This is a genomic window from Pseudonocardia broussonetiae, from assembly GCF_013155125.1.
In the GTDB taxonomy this organism is placed as follows: Bacteria; Actinomycetota; Actinomycetes; order Mycobacteriales; family Pseudonocardiaceae; genus Pseudonocardia; species Pseudonocardia broussonetiae.
Genome location: NZ_CP053564.1, coordinates 4268016 through 4280678, shown reverse-complemented (window position 1 = coordinate 4280678; position 12663 = coordinate 4268016). Strand labels below are relative to the sequence as shown.

The 12663-nt window shown below is 74.1% G+C and carries 11 protein-coding genes; 6 read left to right on the top strand and 5 right to left on the bottom strand.

Annotated features, from left to right (window positions below; translation table 11 throughout):
* Window positions 1-98 precede the first annotated feature (98 nt).
* Window positions 99-641, top strand: coding sequence for a hypothetical protein (locus HOP40_RS21010; protein ID WP_172161168.1), 543 nt, complete (start codon window positions 99-101; stop codon window positions 639-641).
* 279 nt (window positions 642-920) lie between these two features.
* Window positions 921-2504, top strand: a complete 1584-nt coding sequence (locus tag HOP40_RS21005; protein ID WP_172161166.1) for a phospholipase D family protein — start codon at window positions 921-923, stop codon at window positions 2502-2504.
* Window positions 2505-2571: 67 nt separating this feature from the next.
* On the opposite strand, the gene HOP40_RS21000 is transcribed toward HOP40_RS21005, so the two are convergent.
* The 3 genes from HOP40_RS21000 to HOP40_RS36470 all read right to left on the bottom strand — a co-directional run bounded on the left by HOP40_RS21000 (window position 2572) and on the right by HOP40_RS36470 (window position 4995).
* Window positions 2572-2775: a BAR domain-containing protein gene (locus HOP40_RS21000; RefSeq protein ID WP_172161165.1), complete on the bottom strand. Its 204-nt coding sequence runs from the start codon at window positions 2773-2775 to the stop codon at window positions 2572-2574.
* A 583-nt stretch (window positions 2776-3358) separates the two neighbouring features.
* Window positions 3359-4705, bottom strand: coding sequence for a hypothetical protein (locus HOP40_RS20995; protein WP_172161163.1), 1347 nt, complete (start codon window positions 4703-4705; stop codon window positions 3359-3361).
* 161 nt (window positions 4706-4866) lie between these two features.
* Complete coding sequence (locus tag HOP40_RS36470; protein ID WP_275691302.1) at window positions 4867-4995, bottom strand: hypothetical protein; 129 nt, start codon at window positions 4993-4995, stop codon at window positions 4867-4869.
* A gap of 97 nt (window positions 4996-5092) precedes the next feature.
* On the opposite strand from HOP40_RS36470, the gene HOP40_RS20990 reads away from it, so the two are divergent.
* Together HOP40_RS20990 and HOP40_RS20985 are read left to right on the top strand one after the other, a co-directional pair.
* A complete protein-coding gene (locus HOP40_RS20990; RefSeq protein WP_172161161.1) occupies window positions 5093-6517 on the top strand; it encodes a diacylglycerol/lipid kinase family protein in 1425 nt (474 codons plus the stop codon).
* 10 nt (window positions 6518-6527) lie between these two features.
* On the top strand, window positions 6528-7085 hold the full coding sequence (locus HOP40_RS20985; protein ID WP_172161159.1) for a potassium channel family protein: 558 nt from the start codon (window positions 6528-6530) through the stop codon (window positions 7083-7085).
* Window positions 7086-7477: 392 nt separating this feature from the next.
* Here the strand turns inward: HOP40_RS20985 and HOP40_RS20980 are convergent, their stop codons facing one another.
* Window positions 7478-7936, bottom strand: a complete 459-nt coding sequence (locus HOP40_RS20980) for a DUF7144 family membrane protein (RefSeq protein ID WP_205346854.1) — start codon at window positions 7934-7936, stop codon at window positions 7478-7480.
* A 288-nt stretch (window positions 7937-8224) separates the two neighbouring features.
* On the opposite strand from HOP40_RS20980, the gene HOP40_RS20975 reads away from it, so the two are divergent.
* Together HOP40_RS20975 and HOP40_RS20970 are read left to right on the top strand one after the other, a co-directional pair.
* Window positions 8225-8524: a DUF3040 domain-containing protein gene (locus HOP40_RS20975; RefSeq protein ID WP_172161157.1), complete on the top strand. Its 300-nt coding sequence runs from the start codon at window positions 8225-8227 to the stop codon at window positions 8522-8524.
* A 551-nt stretch (window positions 8525-9075) separates the two neighbouring features.
* Window positions 9076-9651 (top strand): class I SAM-dependent methyltransferase, encoded by a 576-nt coding sequence (locus HOP40_RS20970; protein WP_172161155.1) that lies wholly within the window; start codon window positions 9076-9078, stop codon window positions 9649-9651.
* A 180-nt stretch (window positions 9652-9831) separates the two neighbouring features.
* Here HOP40_RS20970 and HOP40_RS20965 read toward each other — a convergent pair whose 3' ends face one another.
* A complete protein-coding gene (locus HOP40_RS20965; protein ID WP_172161153.1) occupies window positions 9832-12654 on the bottom strand; it encodes a DUF6519 domain-containing protein in 2823 nt (940 codons plus the stop codon).
* Window positions 12655-12663 lie beyond the last annotated feature (9 nt).

Sequence of the window (12663 nt, the reverse complement as noted above, 5' to 3'; positions counted from 1 at the left end):
ATGAGGCGTCGCCCGCCCGTGGGGCGGCAGGCTCACGCGAACGGCCCGCGGGTCGCATGCGGAACCGCGGACCGCTGGTGGCGACGAGAGGACACGACATGGCGATCGGACCGGTTCAGCTCATCGTGCTCGGATTCCGGGACCCGGACTTCCACGGCGAGATCATCAGCGAGCTCGAGCGGCTGAGGGAGAGCGACACCGTCCGGGTGATCGACGCGCTCGCGGTGTACAAGGACGCCGGCGGGGAGGTCGAGGTGATGCACCTCAGCAACCTCTCGACCGACGAGGCCGTCGAGGTGGGCAGCAAGGTCGGCGCCCTGATCGGCCTGGGGCTCGAGGGGGAGCCCGGGATGGAGGCGGGGGCGCAGGCCGGCGCCGCAGCCGCGGCGGACGGCATCGCCGTCTTCTCCGACGAGGACGCGTGGGACGTGCTCGCCGAGATCCCGGACGACTCGGCGGCGGCACTCGTCCTGCTGGAGCACCACTGGGCGGTCCCGCTCAGGGACGCGGTGTTCCGGGCGGGCGGCTTCCGCATCAACGACGGCTTCATCAGCCCGCTGGACCTGATCGGGCTCGGCCTGCTGTCCGCCGAGGAGGCCGCGCAGCTGCACGGCCTGGAGACCGCCACCGTGTCGACGTGACGCGGGGACGGGCGCTACCGAGAGCAGAGGAGGTGACCATGTTCGGATCACGTAGGGTCGCGCGGCGCACAGCGAGGCGGACGGCCCGCAGGCGCGACCGTCGCGACTGAGCCCGTGGGGACGGAACGACCCCGCCGACGGCAGCCCCTGCCGTCGGCGGGGCCGCCTGTGCCGATGTCGTCGCGAGGGGCGACGACGTCGGCACAGCGGTCGAGGAGCTCACGGACGGCCGACGGCATCCCGGCTGGGCTACCCTCGCACGCCGGAGCGAGGAGGCCCATGGAGGTCGGCACGTGGTTCCTGACCGCGCACGAGCGCGGGAACCCCGCCTGCCGGCTCCCGGCCTGGTCCGCGGGCAACGCGGTGCGGGCCCTGGTGAACGGAGCGGTCTACTTCGCCCGGCTCGCCGAGGAGGTGGAGGCGCTGCAGGCCGGCGATCACCTCTTCTTCACCGACTGGCGGGGTGACGCCGACCAGCGGATGGGCCCCACCGGTCCCACGATCGGCGACCTGTTCGGCGCGGCCGCCCGGCGCGGGGTCGTGGTGAAGGGCCTCATGTGGCGCTCCCACTCCGACGCGCTGTCCTACAGCGGGCGGGAGAACCGCCAGCTCGGGGAGGAGGTCCACGCCGCGGGCGGCGAGGTGCTGCTCGACCAGCGGGTCCGCCGGGCCGGATCGCACCACCAGAAGCTGGTGGTGCTGCGCCACCCCGACGACCCCGACCGCGACGTCGCGTTCGCCGGCGGCATCGACCTGTGCCACTCCCGACGCGACGACGCCGCACACCACGGCGATCCCCAGAGCCTGCCCTTGCACCCGGCGTACGGCGACCGCCCCCCGTGGCACGACGTGCAGCTGGAGGTGCGGGGACCGGCCGTCGGGATGCTCGACGCGGTGTTCCGCGAGCGGTGGGACGACCCCCACGCGCTGGACCGGCACGCTCCGATCGCCCGCGTCCACGACCTGCTCACCCACACCGACGTCGTCGCCGACCCGCTCCCCGACCGGCCCGGCGACCCGGCGCCCGCCGGGTCCGCGACGGTCCAGGTGCTGCGCACCTACCCCTCGATCCGGCCCGGCTACCCCTTCGCCCCCGACGGTGAGCGCTCGGTCGCCCGGGGCTTCGCCAAGGCGCTCGGCCGGGCGCGGCGCCTGGTGTACCTGCAGGACCAGTACATGTGGTCGCCGCACATCGCCCGGCTGCTCGCCGACGCGCTGGAGCGGAACCCCCGGCTGCACCTCGTGGTCGTCGTGCCGAGGCACCCCGACGTCGACGGCCGGTTCGCGCTGCCGCCCAACCAGGTGGGGCGCCTGTCGGCCCTCGAGGTGTGCTGGAAGGCCGCGGCCGACCGCGTCCACGTCCTCGACCTGGAGAACCGGGCGGGCACTGCCGTCTACGTCCACGCGAAGGTGGCCGTCATCGACGACGTGTGGGCGGCGGTGGGAAGCGCCAACCTGAACCGCCGGTCCTGGAGCCACGACAGCGAGCTGACGGTGTCGGTGCTGGACGACCGGAGCGACGACCGCGAGCCGGTCGATCCTGCGGGCGACGGCGACGGTGCCCGCGTGTTCGCGAGGGACCTGCGGCTCGGGCTGATGCGCGAGCACCTGGACCGCGCGCCGGGCGAGGACGCGGACCTCGTCGACCCGGACGACGCGGTGCGGGCGGTGACCGAGGCCGCCGATGCGCTCGGCGACTGGCACCGGGACGGACAGCGCGGCCCTCGGCCACCGGGCCGGCTGCGCCACCACGAGCCCGAGTCGCTGCCGCTGCGCACGAGGCTCTGGGCGGAGCCGGTCTACCGGCTGCTCTACGACCCGGACGGGCGAGGGCTGCGGGACAGGTACCGCGGTCGGTGGTGACGCGGGGATCCCCGGTCGGTGTGCGACGGGCCACCGGTGCGCAGGGCGGCGCCGGGCGGCGCGCGCCTCACGGCACGGGGAGCACCGACACGACGGTGATCCCCAGCGCCTGCAACTGGGCGATGATCCCGTGCAGGTGCGACTCGTCGAGCACGTCACCGTCCAGCACGGTCTGCGGTGGCGCCTCGGTGATCTGCATGTCGAGGAACGCGGCCCGCGCCTCGTCGGACAGCCTGCCGTCCACCCGGAACTCGTACCGTCCGGTCGCCATACGGCCCTCATCTCCTGTGGACGCCGCCCCCGGTCCCCTGCCCCGGACCTCGCACGCCCCACAGTGCGCGCGTCGGCCGGGCGGGGCACCGCCCGGGCCGGATGAGAGGCGCCTCCGCCGGGGTGGCGGCAGTGGAGCCCGGCGCTGATCCCGCGATCCCGGAGGTCGACCGTGCGGAGACGGCGTCTCGGTCGTCTCGCTCACGATCGCCCTCGGGGCGCTCCCCACCGCCGTGATGGTCGTCTCGACGCTCTAGACCTGGCTGCCCAGCCACCTGGGCCGGTCCTACGGCCTGTCCCCCGGCCCCGCGTCCGCCCTGACCGCCGCGGTGGTGCTCGCGGGGATGGTCGGCATGATCGCCTTCGCCCACGCGGCCGACCGGGCGGCGGCCCGCGCCCCGCGCGGGCGCGGCCGTGGCAGTTCGCCCTCGTCCTGGCCGGCGCCCTGACCGCGACGGCGGTGCTCCCCGCCGCGTGCGGGGTCGCCGCCCTCGCCTTGTGGGTCGGTTCCCGCCACTACCCCCGCGACCGCGACGCGGTGGCTCCGTCCGCCGCACGGTGCGGGTGCGTGACGGGCTCCCGCGTCAGACGGCCGTCGTCGCCGGCGCGGCGGGCACCTCGGGCGCGCGGCCCGGGCGGGCGAGGAACTCGATCCCGGCGAGCACGACGAGCAGGACGGTCGCGATGACCAGGATCGCAGCGGGGGTCGGCTGCGGGAGGAACACGAACAGCAGCGCGGCGAGCGCGACCGCCCCGATCCGCAGTCCCCGCACGTGGGCGCCGACCCAGGTCCCCACCGGACCGGTGGCGGTCCGCGCGCCGCGGACGCTCCCGAGGGCGCGCCCCGCCCGCGCTCGCAGGGCCGTCGCCGTCGGCGAGGATCCCGCCAGGAACGCGCCCAGGGCCACGACCAGCGCGAGGACCAGCAGCACCCGCCCGGAGGTGCGCAGCGGGGCGACGAGGATGTCGAAGCCGGACGCGGCGGCGGCCGCCCCGGTCACCGGCACCGCGCCGACCAGCAGACCGCGCGCGACGAGCAGGCCGGCAGAGAGCACGACCAGGGCCAGCGCCACCCCGAGGCCGACCGCGACCAGGGCGCGCATCCGCACCCGGGCCAAGTACACGCCCACGGCCAGCAGCAGCACCGTGATCCACGGCAGCACGGTCGCGACCGAGTCGAGCGCGGTGTAGGCGAACTGGGCGCGCACCAGCTGGTCGGCCGGGGCGAGCGCGATGGTCGGGTGGACGTCGGGGATCAGGTCGGCGGCCTTCAACCCCTCGGCGCTCAGCCGTTCCTTCGCCGCCTGGATGAAGGGCGCGAGGTCCAGGTACACGGTCCCGCCCTGGACGACGATCGCCTCGCTGTCCCCCGAGAGCACGGTGACCAGCTGCTGGTGGGAGACCTGCAGGGCCTGCTCCCACGCCGCCGCGAACTGCGGGCTCGCCACCAGCTGGGCGACCTTGTCCCGGACGAAGCCGGTCACCGCCGTCGCAAGGGCCGGGGTGAACGCGCCGACCCGCTCGACGAGCTGCGGCGGCAGTCCCTGGGCCTGCAGGGCCGTGAGCGCCTGGCCGGCCAACCCCTCGACGTCGACGTACTGGAACACCTCGGTGGTCACCCGGTTCGTGAGCGCCTCCTGCACGGCGGGGTCGTCGACCAGCGGTCCCACGGTCTCGACGAACTGCTCGGTGTCCGACACCTCTCCGTTCGTCCAGACGGCGACCAGCGACAGGGGCGCCAGCAGGCAGCCGAGGACGATCAGCACGACGGCGACGACCGACCGCCAGCGGATCCTCCGGCGCGGTGGCCGCGCGCCGGTTGCGCGCAGGGTCGAGTTCTCCCGCCGCAGCCCTTCCAGCTCGGCGCGCTCGTCGACCGTCAGCGCGTCCTCCATCGGGCGGGGCGCGCTTCCGCTCTGCGTCTGGACCATCGGTGTCTCCCGGTTCGTGGGTGCCGTGCAGACTCCCGCCGCTCGCCGCCGGCCGCGTCACCTGCTCCGGATGAGCGCGGCCCGTAAGCCGGGAGCCCGCCGCCAGCAGTCGACGACGAGCGAGCGGACCAGCGCGTCCTGCGGGGACCGGCGCTCCCGGCTCAGCGCCGACCACAGCAGGCCCAGCCGGCCGTCAGGTAGCCGACGGCCAGCAGCGCCCCGAGCAGGACGGACAGCGTCGGCGGCGGTGCCGGCCGGCGGAACGACAGCGGCGACACGAGGAACCCCACGGCCCGGCGGCGGGGTCATCCGGGTCGGGTGAGGACAGGGCGGCGCGGCCCGCCCACGGTGGGCGCACGTCGCCGCACCGAGGGAAGGCGCTCAGCCATGGATGGTTCCGAGGGCACACCGGCCGCGGCCGGCCGCGCGACCCCGTCGGTGCGCCCGGCACCGACGGCCGGGCGCCGGGTCGCAGCCGCGGGCGCGCTGGTCGCGCTCCTGCTCGCGATCACCCTCGCCGTCGTCGGTTTCCTCGACGACCCCGTCCGACTGCTGGTGGCCGTCGTCCTCGTCACCGTCGTCGCCATGGCCGGCTGGACCGCGCTGGTGAACCGCGGCACCCCCCGGGTGATCGCGGCGGTTGCGGCCGGCGCGGCGCTGCTGGGGCTCGTCGTCCTGCTGCTCACCGGCACCCCGCTGCGCGCCGCGGGCCTCATCGGGCTCGTGCTCGTGTCCACCGCCGCCGCCCGCGTGGCGCTCGGGCACGACATGGCCACCGCACCGGCCGGGATGCGCGAGGTCGGGCCGGCGGCCCACGGAGTGCTGATCATGAACCGGTGGTCGGGCGGGGGGAAGGTCGAGCGGTTCGGGCTCGAGGCGGCCGCCCGTGCGCAGGGCGTCACGCCGATCGTGCTGCAGCGCGGCGACGACCTGCGGGAGCTCGCCGAGCGCGCGATCGCCGACGGCGCCGACGTCATCGGCATGGCCGGGGGCGACGGATCCCAGGCGCTGGTCGCCGACGTGGCGCACCGCCGTGGCATCCCCTTCGTCTGCGTCCCCGCCGGCACCCGCAACCACTTCGCGCTCGACCTCGGGCTGGACCGCGCCGACGTCGCCGCCGCGCTCGCGGCCTACGGCCACGCGGTCGAACGGCGCGTCGACCTGGCCCTGATCGGCGACCGGGTGTTCGTCAACAACGCCTCCCTCGGCGTCTACGCCACCGTCGTCCAGTCCGCGGCCTACCGCGACGCGAAGATGGCCACCACCGCGCAGGTCCTGCCCGACCTGCTCGGATCGGGCGCGGCCGGGTTCGACCTGCGCTACGCGGGCCCGGACGGGCAGCTCGCCCACCCGGCGCACGTCGTGCTGGTCTCCAACAACGTCTACCGGCTCGACTCGCTCAACGGCTTCGGCACCCGCGCGCGCACCGACGCCGGGGTGCTGGGCGTGGTGACGGTGACGGTCGACCGCGCCCGCGACCTCCCTGCCCTCATCGCCGCCGAGACCAGCGGGCACATCGAGCGCTTCCGCGGCTACCGCGCGTGGACCACCCCGGAGTTCGTCATCGACTCCGACGACCTGCTGGTCGACGTCGGCGTCGACGGCGAGGCGCTGCAGCTCGCCCCACCGCTGCACTTCCGCTCGCTCCCCGGTGCGCTCCGCGTGCGCACCCCCGTCGACGCGCCGGGCGTCGCTCCCGCCGCGGCCGCTCCCCGCGGGATCGGGCCGGCGGTCACGGCGCTGGTCCGGGTGCTCGCCGGGCGCAGTCCCGCCGACGGCCCGGCCGTCCCCGTGCCGCCGGCGGAGCGCTGACACACCGGTGGTGACCGCGAAGCGGTACCCCGAGCTCCACCGCGCCGATCACCGGCGGAGGGCGGCGTCCGCCGTGCTGGGGTCCACGATCTCGGTCGTCCTCCTGCTCGCCCTGTACTACGCGCTCCCGCTCGACCGGCCCCTCGCACCGGTCGACTGGCTCGTGTTCGGGGCCGGCCTGCTCGTCGTCGCCCTGCTCATCGCGTGGGACGTGCGGGCGATCGCGCGCTCGCACCTGCCGCGGTTGCGCGCCGCCCAGGCGGTCGCGACCGGGCTGACGCTGCTGATCGTGCTCTACGCCGGGACCTACGCCGTCATCGCCGCCGACCAGCCCGAGAGCTTCTCCGAGGAGCTCAGCCGGACCGATGCGCTGTACTTCACCGTGACCGTCTTCGCGACGGTCGGGTTCGGCGACATCGTCCCGCGCACCGACCTGGCCCGGGTCGTCACGACGAGCCAGATGCTGGTCGGGCTCACCGCCCTCGGCGTGATCGCGAAGCTCCTGCTCGGCGCCGTGGAGGTCGCGGTCCGGCGGCGCGCGGCCGACGAGGAGCACCCTCGGAGCTGACCGGGCAGGGTCAAGGTGTGGGCCGGACCCGGGCCGTCGCCGTTCACGGCGGGCGACCCGGTCGCTGCGGGCCGCGCCCTGCGCTCGGCCCGTTCCCGCGCGATCTCGGCCTCGAACAGGGCACGGGTCTCGGCCGTCGGCCCCAACTGCGGGCTGCCAGGGGCGGGTCCGCGGATCGGCGTCGACGAGCACCGCGATCGCCGTCGGCCGGCCACCCACGAGGCGACGCCACGACGTTCCACGGGTCCGTCCCGGCCACCGCCGCCTGCATCTGCGCCTCGCCGATCCCCGGCCCCTGCAGCCGGCGGCCGATGCTCGACCCGATGCGGGCGAACTGCTCGGAGCAGGTCGGCGCGTCTCTCCGTGGTCGGGCCGGACTGCGTGACCGGGCCTCAGACGGCCTGCGCCGCGGCCCTGCTCCAGGAGCACAGGGCGGCGATCACGATGACGTCCAGGACGATGACGACGACGCCCCACACCGGGTAGTACGGGATCCACAGGAAGTTCGAGACCATCGTCAGCGCCGCGACGACGATCCCGACCACCCGGCCCCAGGCCCGTCCGGAGAGCACGGCGACACCGGCTGCGGCGACGAGGACACCGAGGGCGAGGTGCGTCCACCCCCAGGCCGTGAGGTCGACGGCGACGGCGTACCGGGGCGTGCTCAGGTAGATCTCGTTGCCGAACAGCGCGACGACCCCCTGCACGGCGTTCAGGATCCCGGCCAGGATCATGAGGACACCGGCGAAGAGGCTCATGCTCACGACCCAGACCGCCGCCCCTCCTGGTCGTGGGGGCTGGGTCGCCGCGGTGGTGGACGCCGGGCGCGCTGCCTGCCGGGGGACGGACATCGGGAACCTCCTGCTGTGCTGGTGGGGCTCCCGGCGATCGTGGTGCGTGCCGAGAGGCAGCCCCTCATCCCCGACGGGTGAACCGGCCCGGTCGCGGCCACGCGGTCGCGTCATCCGCGCCGGGTGATGTCCGGCGCCGTCCGACGCCAGACGATCACCGGGTGGGTGCGGAGGACGCGCCCGGGACGGCGGGAGCCTGGGATGAGTGCTGCTGCTGCTCGCGGGGCCGCGTCGTCCGACCCCAGCCGGCGCACCCCCGGTGACGAGCCGACGCGGTGGAGGTGAGAGGTGGACCCGAGCAGGTACGAGCGGCGGCGGGTGTGGCTCACCGAGCAGGAGCGGCGCCGCCTGCTCGTCATCGAGGAGGCGCTGAGCGAGGACGACCCGGCGCTGGCGGGACTGCTGGGCGCCGGCGGACCGCGCGCACGGCGGAGCGTGACGAGGACCGCCCTCATCGTCATGTCGACGATCGGGGGGATCGGGCTCGTCCTCGCCGAGATCGTCCTGAAGACGGGCGGGGCCATGCTGCTGCTCGCCGTCCCACCGGCCGTGTGGTGGTTCGCGCGCACGCGGGCCCGGAGGTGGTGACAGCGAGGAGCCGTCGAGAGCCGCGGCGCTCCCCACGGGGATCGGGGCGCCTGGTCGGGGTACCTACCGCTGGGTCATGCCGAAGTAGGAGCAGCCGTAGGCGCCGACGGTGACACCGATGACGAACCCGATGGCCGAGGACCGCGTCCGTCTTCCCCGTGCGTGGCGGGAGTTACTCACCCAGTTGCTCAGGCCGTCCCACAACGAGCGAACGGCCCGGTCCTGAGCTCCGCTAGAAGCTCCTGACCAGGCCGTTCGGCTGTGGGCGATACTGGGATCGAACCAGTGACCTCTTCGGTGTGAACTCCTGAGACCATCCAGCTACCGGCCGCTGACCTCGTCGTAGTCGACCGTGGACGTCATCCGAGAACGTCCTGATCAGCCCACGTTGTTGTCAGAACTGTGTCATCACGCGCTCGACCACGAGACGACCACGCAACAGCGCCCGTCGTAATACCGGGGTGGAGGTGCGCGAATCCGAACCTTGAACCCCTGGCACGATCCGATGGACGCCGCTGGTGCCACAGCCCGCCGGATGCGACCGTAGATTGATGGCGGGCCAACTCTACGACGGCGAGTTCTTCGAGATCGTCACGAGCACGGCGTCGGCGGCAGCGCGGCGGGTCGTCCCCCATCTCCTGAAGTGGCTGGTCCCGTCCAGCGTGGTCGACGTCGGGTGCGGCGAGGGGGCGTGGCTCGCTGCGTTCGCGGCTGCGGGCTGCAGTGTGATCGGGGTGGACGGCGAGTACGTCGACAAGGAGCGGCTGCTCGTACCGCCGGAGGCATTCGTGGTGCACGACTTGGAACAGCCGATTCGCCTGGCGGAGCGGTTCGACCTCGCCGTGAGTCTGGAAGTCGCCGAGCACCTGACTCCCGCCCGCGCCGAGGGCTTCGTCGACGACCTCGTGGGGCTGTCAAGCCGCGTGCTCTTCTCCGCTGCGACACCTGGGCAGGGCGGCTACGGCCACGTGAACGAACAACCCCACACGTACTGGGTGCGCCTGTTCGAGGAACGCGGCTACGCGACGACAACGGTCCTGCAGCGCACGTTCGCCGACGACTCCGACATTGCCTTCTGGTACCGCGACAACATGATGCTGTTCGTCGAGGTCGCTCGGGTCTCGTGAGGAGGGCCGTTGGCGGCCCTCCTCACGAAGGTGACGCGGGGATCGAACCCTACAGAACGCCGGAAAGAACCGAGAACAACGACCCGTGAGCCGGAGACTCGAGACGCCGACGGACTGCACCTACCGCTGGTCTGTGCGCCGGTGTCGACGATACGCGCGTCGTGCACGGGTGGTCCAGGCTCAACCACTGTTGCCGATCAGCTGGACCCGACCATGGGTGGCCGGGCTCGCCGGGTACACGGCGACGACGTTCCTGGGGTTGCCCTCCAGGTAGTTGTCGCGCACGACCCAGCGGCTGCTCGTCCCCTCCTCCGCCGGCGTGGGCGGCCGGTCGACGGGCGCGATCCGGACCCCGGGTGCGGCGCCGGAGAGGTGGTTGTCGCGGACGAGGAGGTATCGACCGAGGACCCCCCACACCTTGATCGCGTCCTTCTGTTCGGTCGGGCGGAGGCTGTCGTCGGTGACCGAGACGCGGTTGTCGGCGACGAGCACGGACAGGCCGTTCCCGAGGAAGATGCCGTGCCGTGTCCGCGCCCCCTCGAGCGGGATCCGTACCGCGACGTCGTTGTCGACGACAGAGATCCGGCGGGCCGCGCCGGTCGACGGCCCGTCGGCAGCGTTGTCGGCGGCGACGGTGATCCCGATCGTCGCATCGACCACCCGGCAGCGGGTGACCCGCACCTCGTCCAGTGCCGTGGACACGACGACGATCCCTTTGGCCATCGACGGCAGGCGGGTCTCGCCCCGGCGGGCGAGGAGTTCTCGGATCCCGTCGAGTTCGGGATGGTCGCCGGAGCGCAGGATCTGGTCGGCCAAGCGCTGGACGTGCGTGCGCAGCTCGCGTCCGGTCCCGCCTGGGGGCGGGGGCCGCATCGCCAGCAGGTTGCGCCATGGCTGGGCCAGGAACCCCGGCGTGCGGAACGACAGCTGCCCCGGGCCGAGGCCGGGGATCACGACGTTCGGGGCGAGCGGACCCGCGAACGGATCGACCACCGGTCCGGGCGGCGCGGGAGCGGGCGCCTCGACGAGCAGTCGCTCGACGAGCATCCGACGGATCTGCGGCCGCAGCTTCCGCGGGAAGTCGGGGAACCGGATCCCGGTGGGCCCGTTCACCGCCGCGACGACCCCGGACACATCGACCTGGGGAAAACCGCGGATGAGCAGTCCAGTCTGGCGGTCGCCGACGTCCAAGGTGCAGTCGCGCACGATGCAGCGGGCCAAGGTGCGAGCCTGCCCCTGCGGACTCGCGGCGGGTCCGGCGACGGTGATGCAGGTGCCGCGCGGGAATCGGCCCGGCTTTATGCGGGCGGTGACGTCGCTGATCCGCACCTGCGGGCAGTCCCGGACCGTGAGCGCCCCGCTGAGGCCGTCGTGAGCGGCGGTCGTCGCCCGGCCTGCGGCGGCGAACTCGATGTCGCGCACGGTGACGCTCCTGCAGCCCTCCAGCACGAGGACGGCCTCGTCGCCGGTCGAGTGGACGACGCTGCCCGGACCCGTGCCCTGGATCACGACGTCGCCCAGCCCGGTCAGCACCACTCGCCCCGCAGTCGGGAAGTCGCCCGGCAGGAAGCAGATCCGCGCGTCGGTGCCCGCCGCGAGCGCCTGCAGCGGCGCCTCCCAGCCGACGCCGGGCTGCACCGCGACCGTGCACGCCCCGCCGCCCCGCTGGACGGCGAGCCGCTCGATGGCCTCCTGGACGGTGTCGGCGTCGAGGTCGGTGACGGTGTTGTCGTAGGAGACGTCGGCGGCGGTGAGGGCGGTCAGCGCCGGGAAGACGCGGCGGCAGTCGCCGTCGGACGGCACGGTCCAGGCCCCGTTCTGGCGGTCGGCCACGGCGAGCGGAGCCCAGCGCTCGTCGGGGCCGTGCGGCGGGAGCGCGTCGAAGAGGCCCGAGGACGCGATCGGCCAGGTGATCCCGCCGGGTGCACCGAGTGAGCTGCGGGCCGGGATCAGCCAGTAGTCACCCGGGCGGAACGAGCCGCTGAGCTCGATCCACAGTCCCAGCTCCAGCTCGAACGGCCCCGACGGGGGGTTGGTGATCCGCCCCGACCAGCGGCGCAGCCGGGGCCGGTCGTTCTCGTCGATGCCGGTCGGGGTGGCGTCGAGCTCCAGCGTGGACGCCGCACGGTCCGGGTTGGAGGTCGTGAACACCGCGGCGCGCGTGCCGGCCTCCTCGCTGCGCCGGTCGGTGAGGGTGACGGTCTGCCCGGCGCCGAACCCGCGCACGGTGTCGGGACCGAAGTCGTCGAGGGTGACGGTGCGGCCGACCTTCTCGACGAGGCTCGCGACGCTCGCGTTGTCCCGGTCCCACAGCAGCGACGTGACGGCTCCGGTGACGGTGTCGACGCTGTCGATCTCGACGCGGTAGAGGCTGTTCTCCAGCCCGGTGAAGCCAGCATCGCCGGGCAGCGCGCAGTCGCCCGTCGGCACGGCCGACGGGGGGAGCACGGGCCGCAGGTCCCCGGAGCGCGGCGGGGGTGCCCAGTCGGTGCAGGTGCCCGTGCCGACCGGGCCGATCCGGGCCAGCAGCACCCGCCAGAACGTCCGGATCCGGACGCTGGTGGACGGCCCGCCGAGGGCGCTCTCGGCGATCGAGGGGTCGTCGAGCACCGAGACCTCGCGCTGCACCGCGTGCAGCACGGCGAGGTACCGGCCGTCGTCGGTAGGACCCCCGAGCTGGCGCCCGTCGACGGTCCGGTTGCCGACCGTCACCTCGGTGCCGGCCGGGGGCTGGTGGTGCAGCGTGAGTCCGCCCACGTGGATGCGGCCCGCCGAGACGACGAGGTCGTCGCCCGCGGCCGTCGCGCTGATCGCGAAGCCACCGCCGTCGCGCGGCACGCCGGCGGGCCCGATGACGTCCGTGGCCGTCGTCTGCGCGCGGTCCCGCACGATGGCGGACTCCTCGTTGAGATCGGCGTCGAGCAGCACCCGCCCCTGCTCCACGACCACGCCGTCGAAGCGCTTGCGCGCATCGAAGGAGACCCTGCTCAGATCCGCCCGCACCGTGCCTCC

Excerpts from the sequence above, each read along its gene's own strand:
- HOP40_RS20990 (WP_172161161.1), top strand. The coding sequence starts at position 5,093 with ATGGATGGTTCCGAGGGCACACCGGCCGCGGCCGGCCGCGCGACCCCG.
- HOP40_RS21000 (WP_172161165.1), bottom strand. The coding sequence starts at position 2,775 with ATGGCGACCGGACGGTACGAGTTCCGGGTGGACGGCAGGCTGTCCGAC.
- HOP40_RS21005 (WP_172161166.1), top strand. The coding sequence starts at position 921 with ATGGAGGTCGGCACGTGGTTCCTGACCGCGCACGAGCGCGGGAACCCC.
- HOP40_RS20980 (WP_205346854.1), bottom strand. The coding sequence starts at position 7,936 with ATGTCCGTCCCCCGGCAGGCAGCGCGCCCGGCGTCCACCACCGCGGCG.
- HOP40_RS20970 (WP_172161155.1), top strand. The coding sequence starts at position 9,076 with ATGGCGGGCCAACTCTACGACGGCGAGTTCTTCGAGATCGTCACGAGC.
- HOP40_RS21010 (WP_172161168.1), top strand. The coding sequence starts at position 99 with ATGGCGATCGGACCGGTTCAGCTCATCGTGCTCGGATTCCGGGACCCG.
- HOP40_RS20995 (WP_172161163.1), bottom strand. The coding sequence starts at position 4,705 with ATGGTCCAGACGCAGAGCGGAAGCGCGCCCCGCCCGATGGAGGACGCG.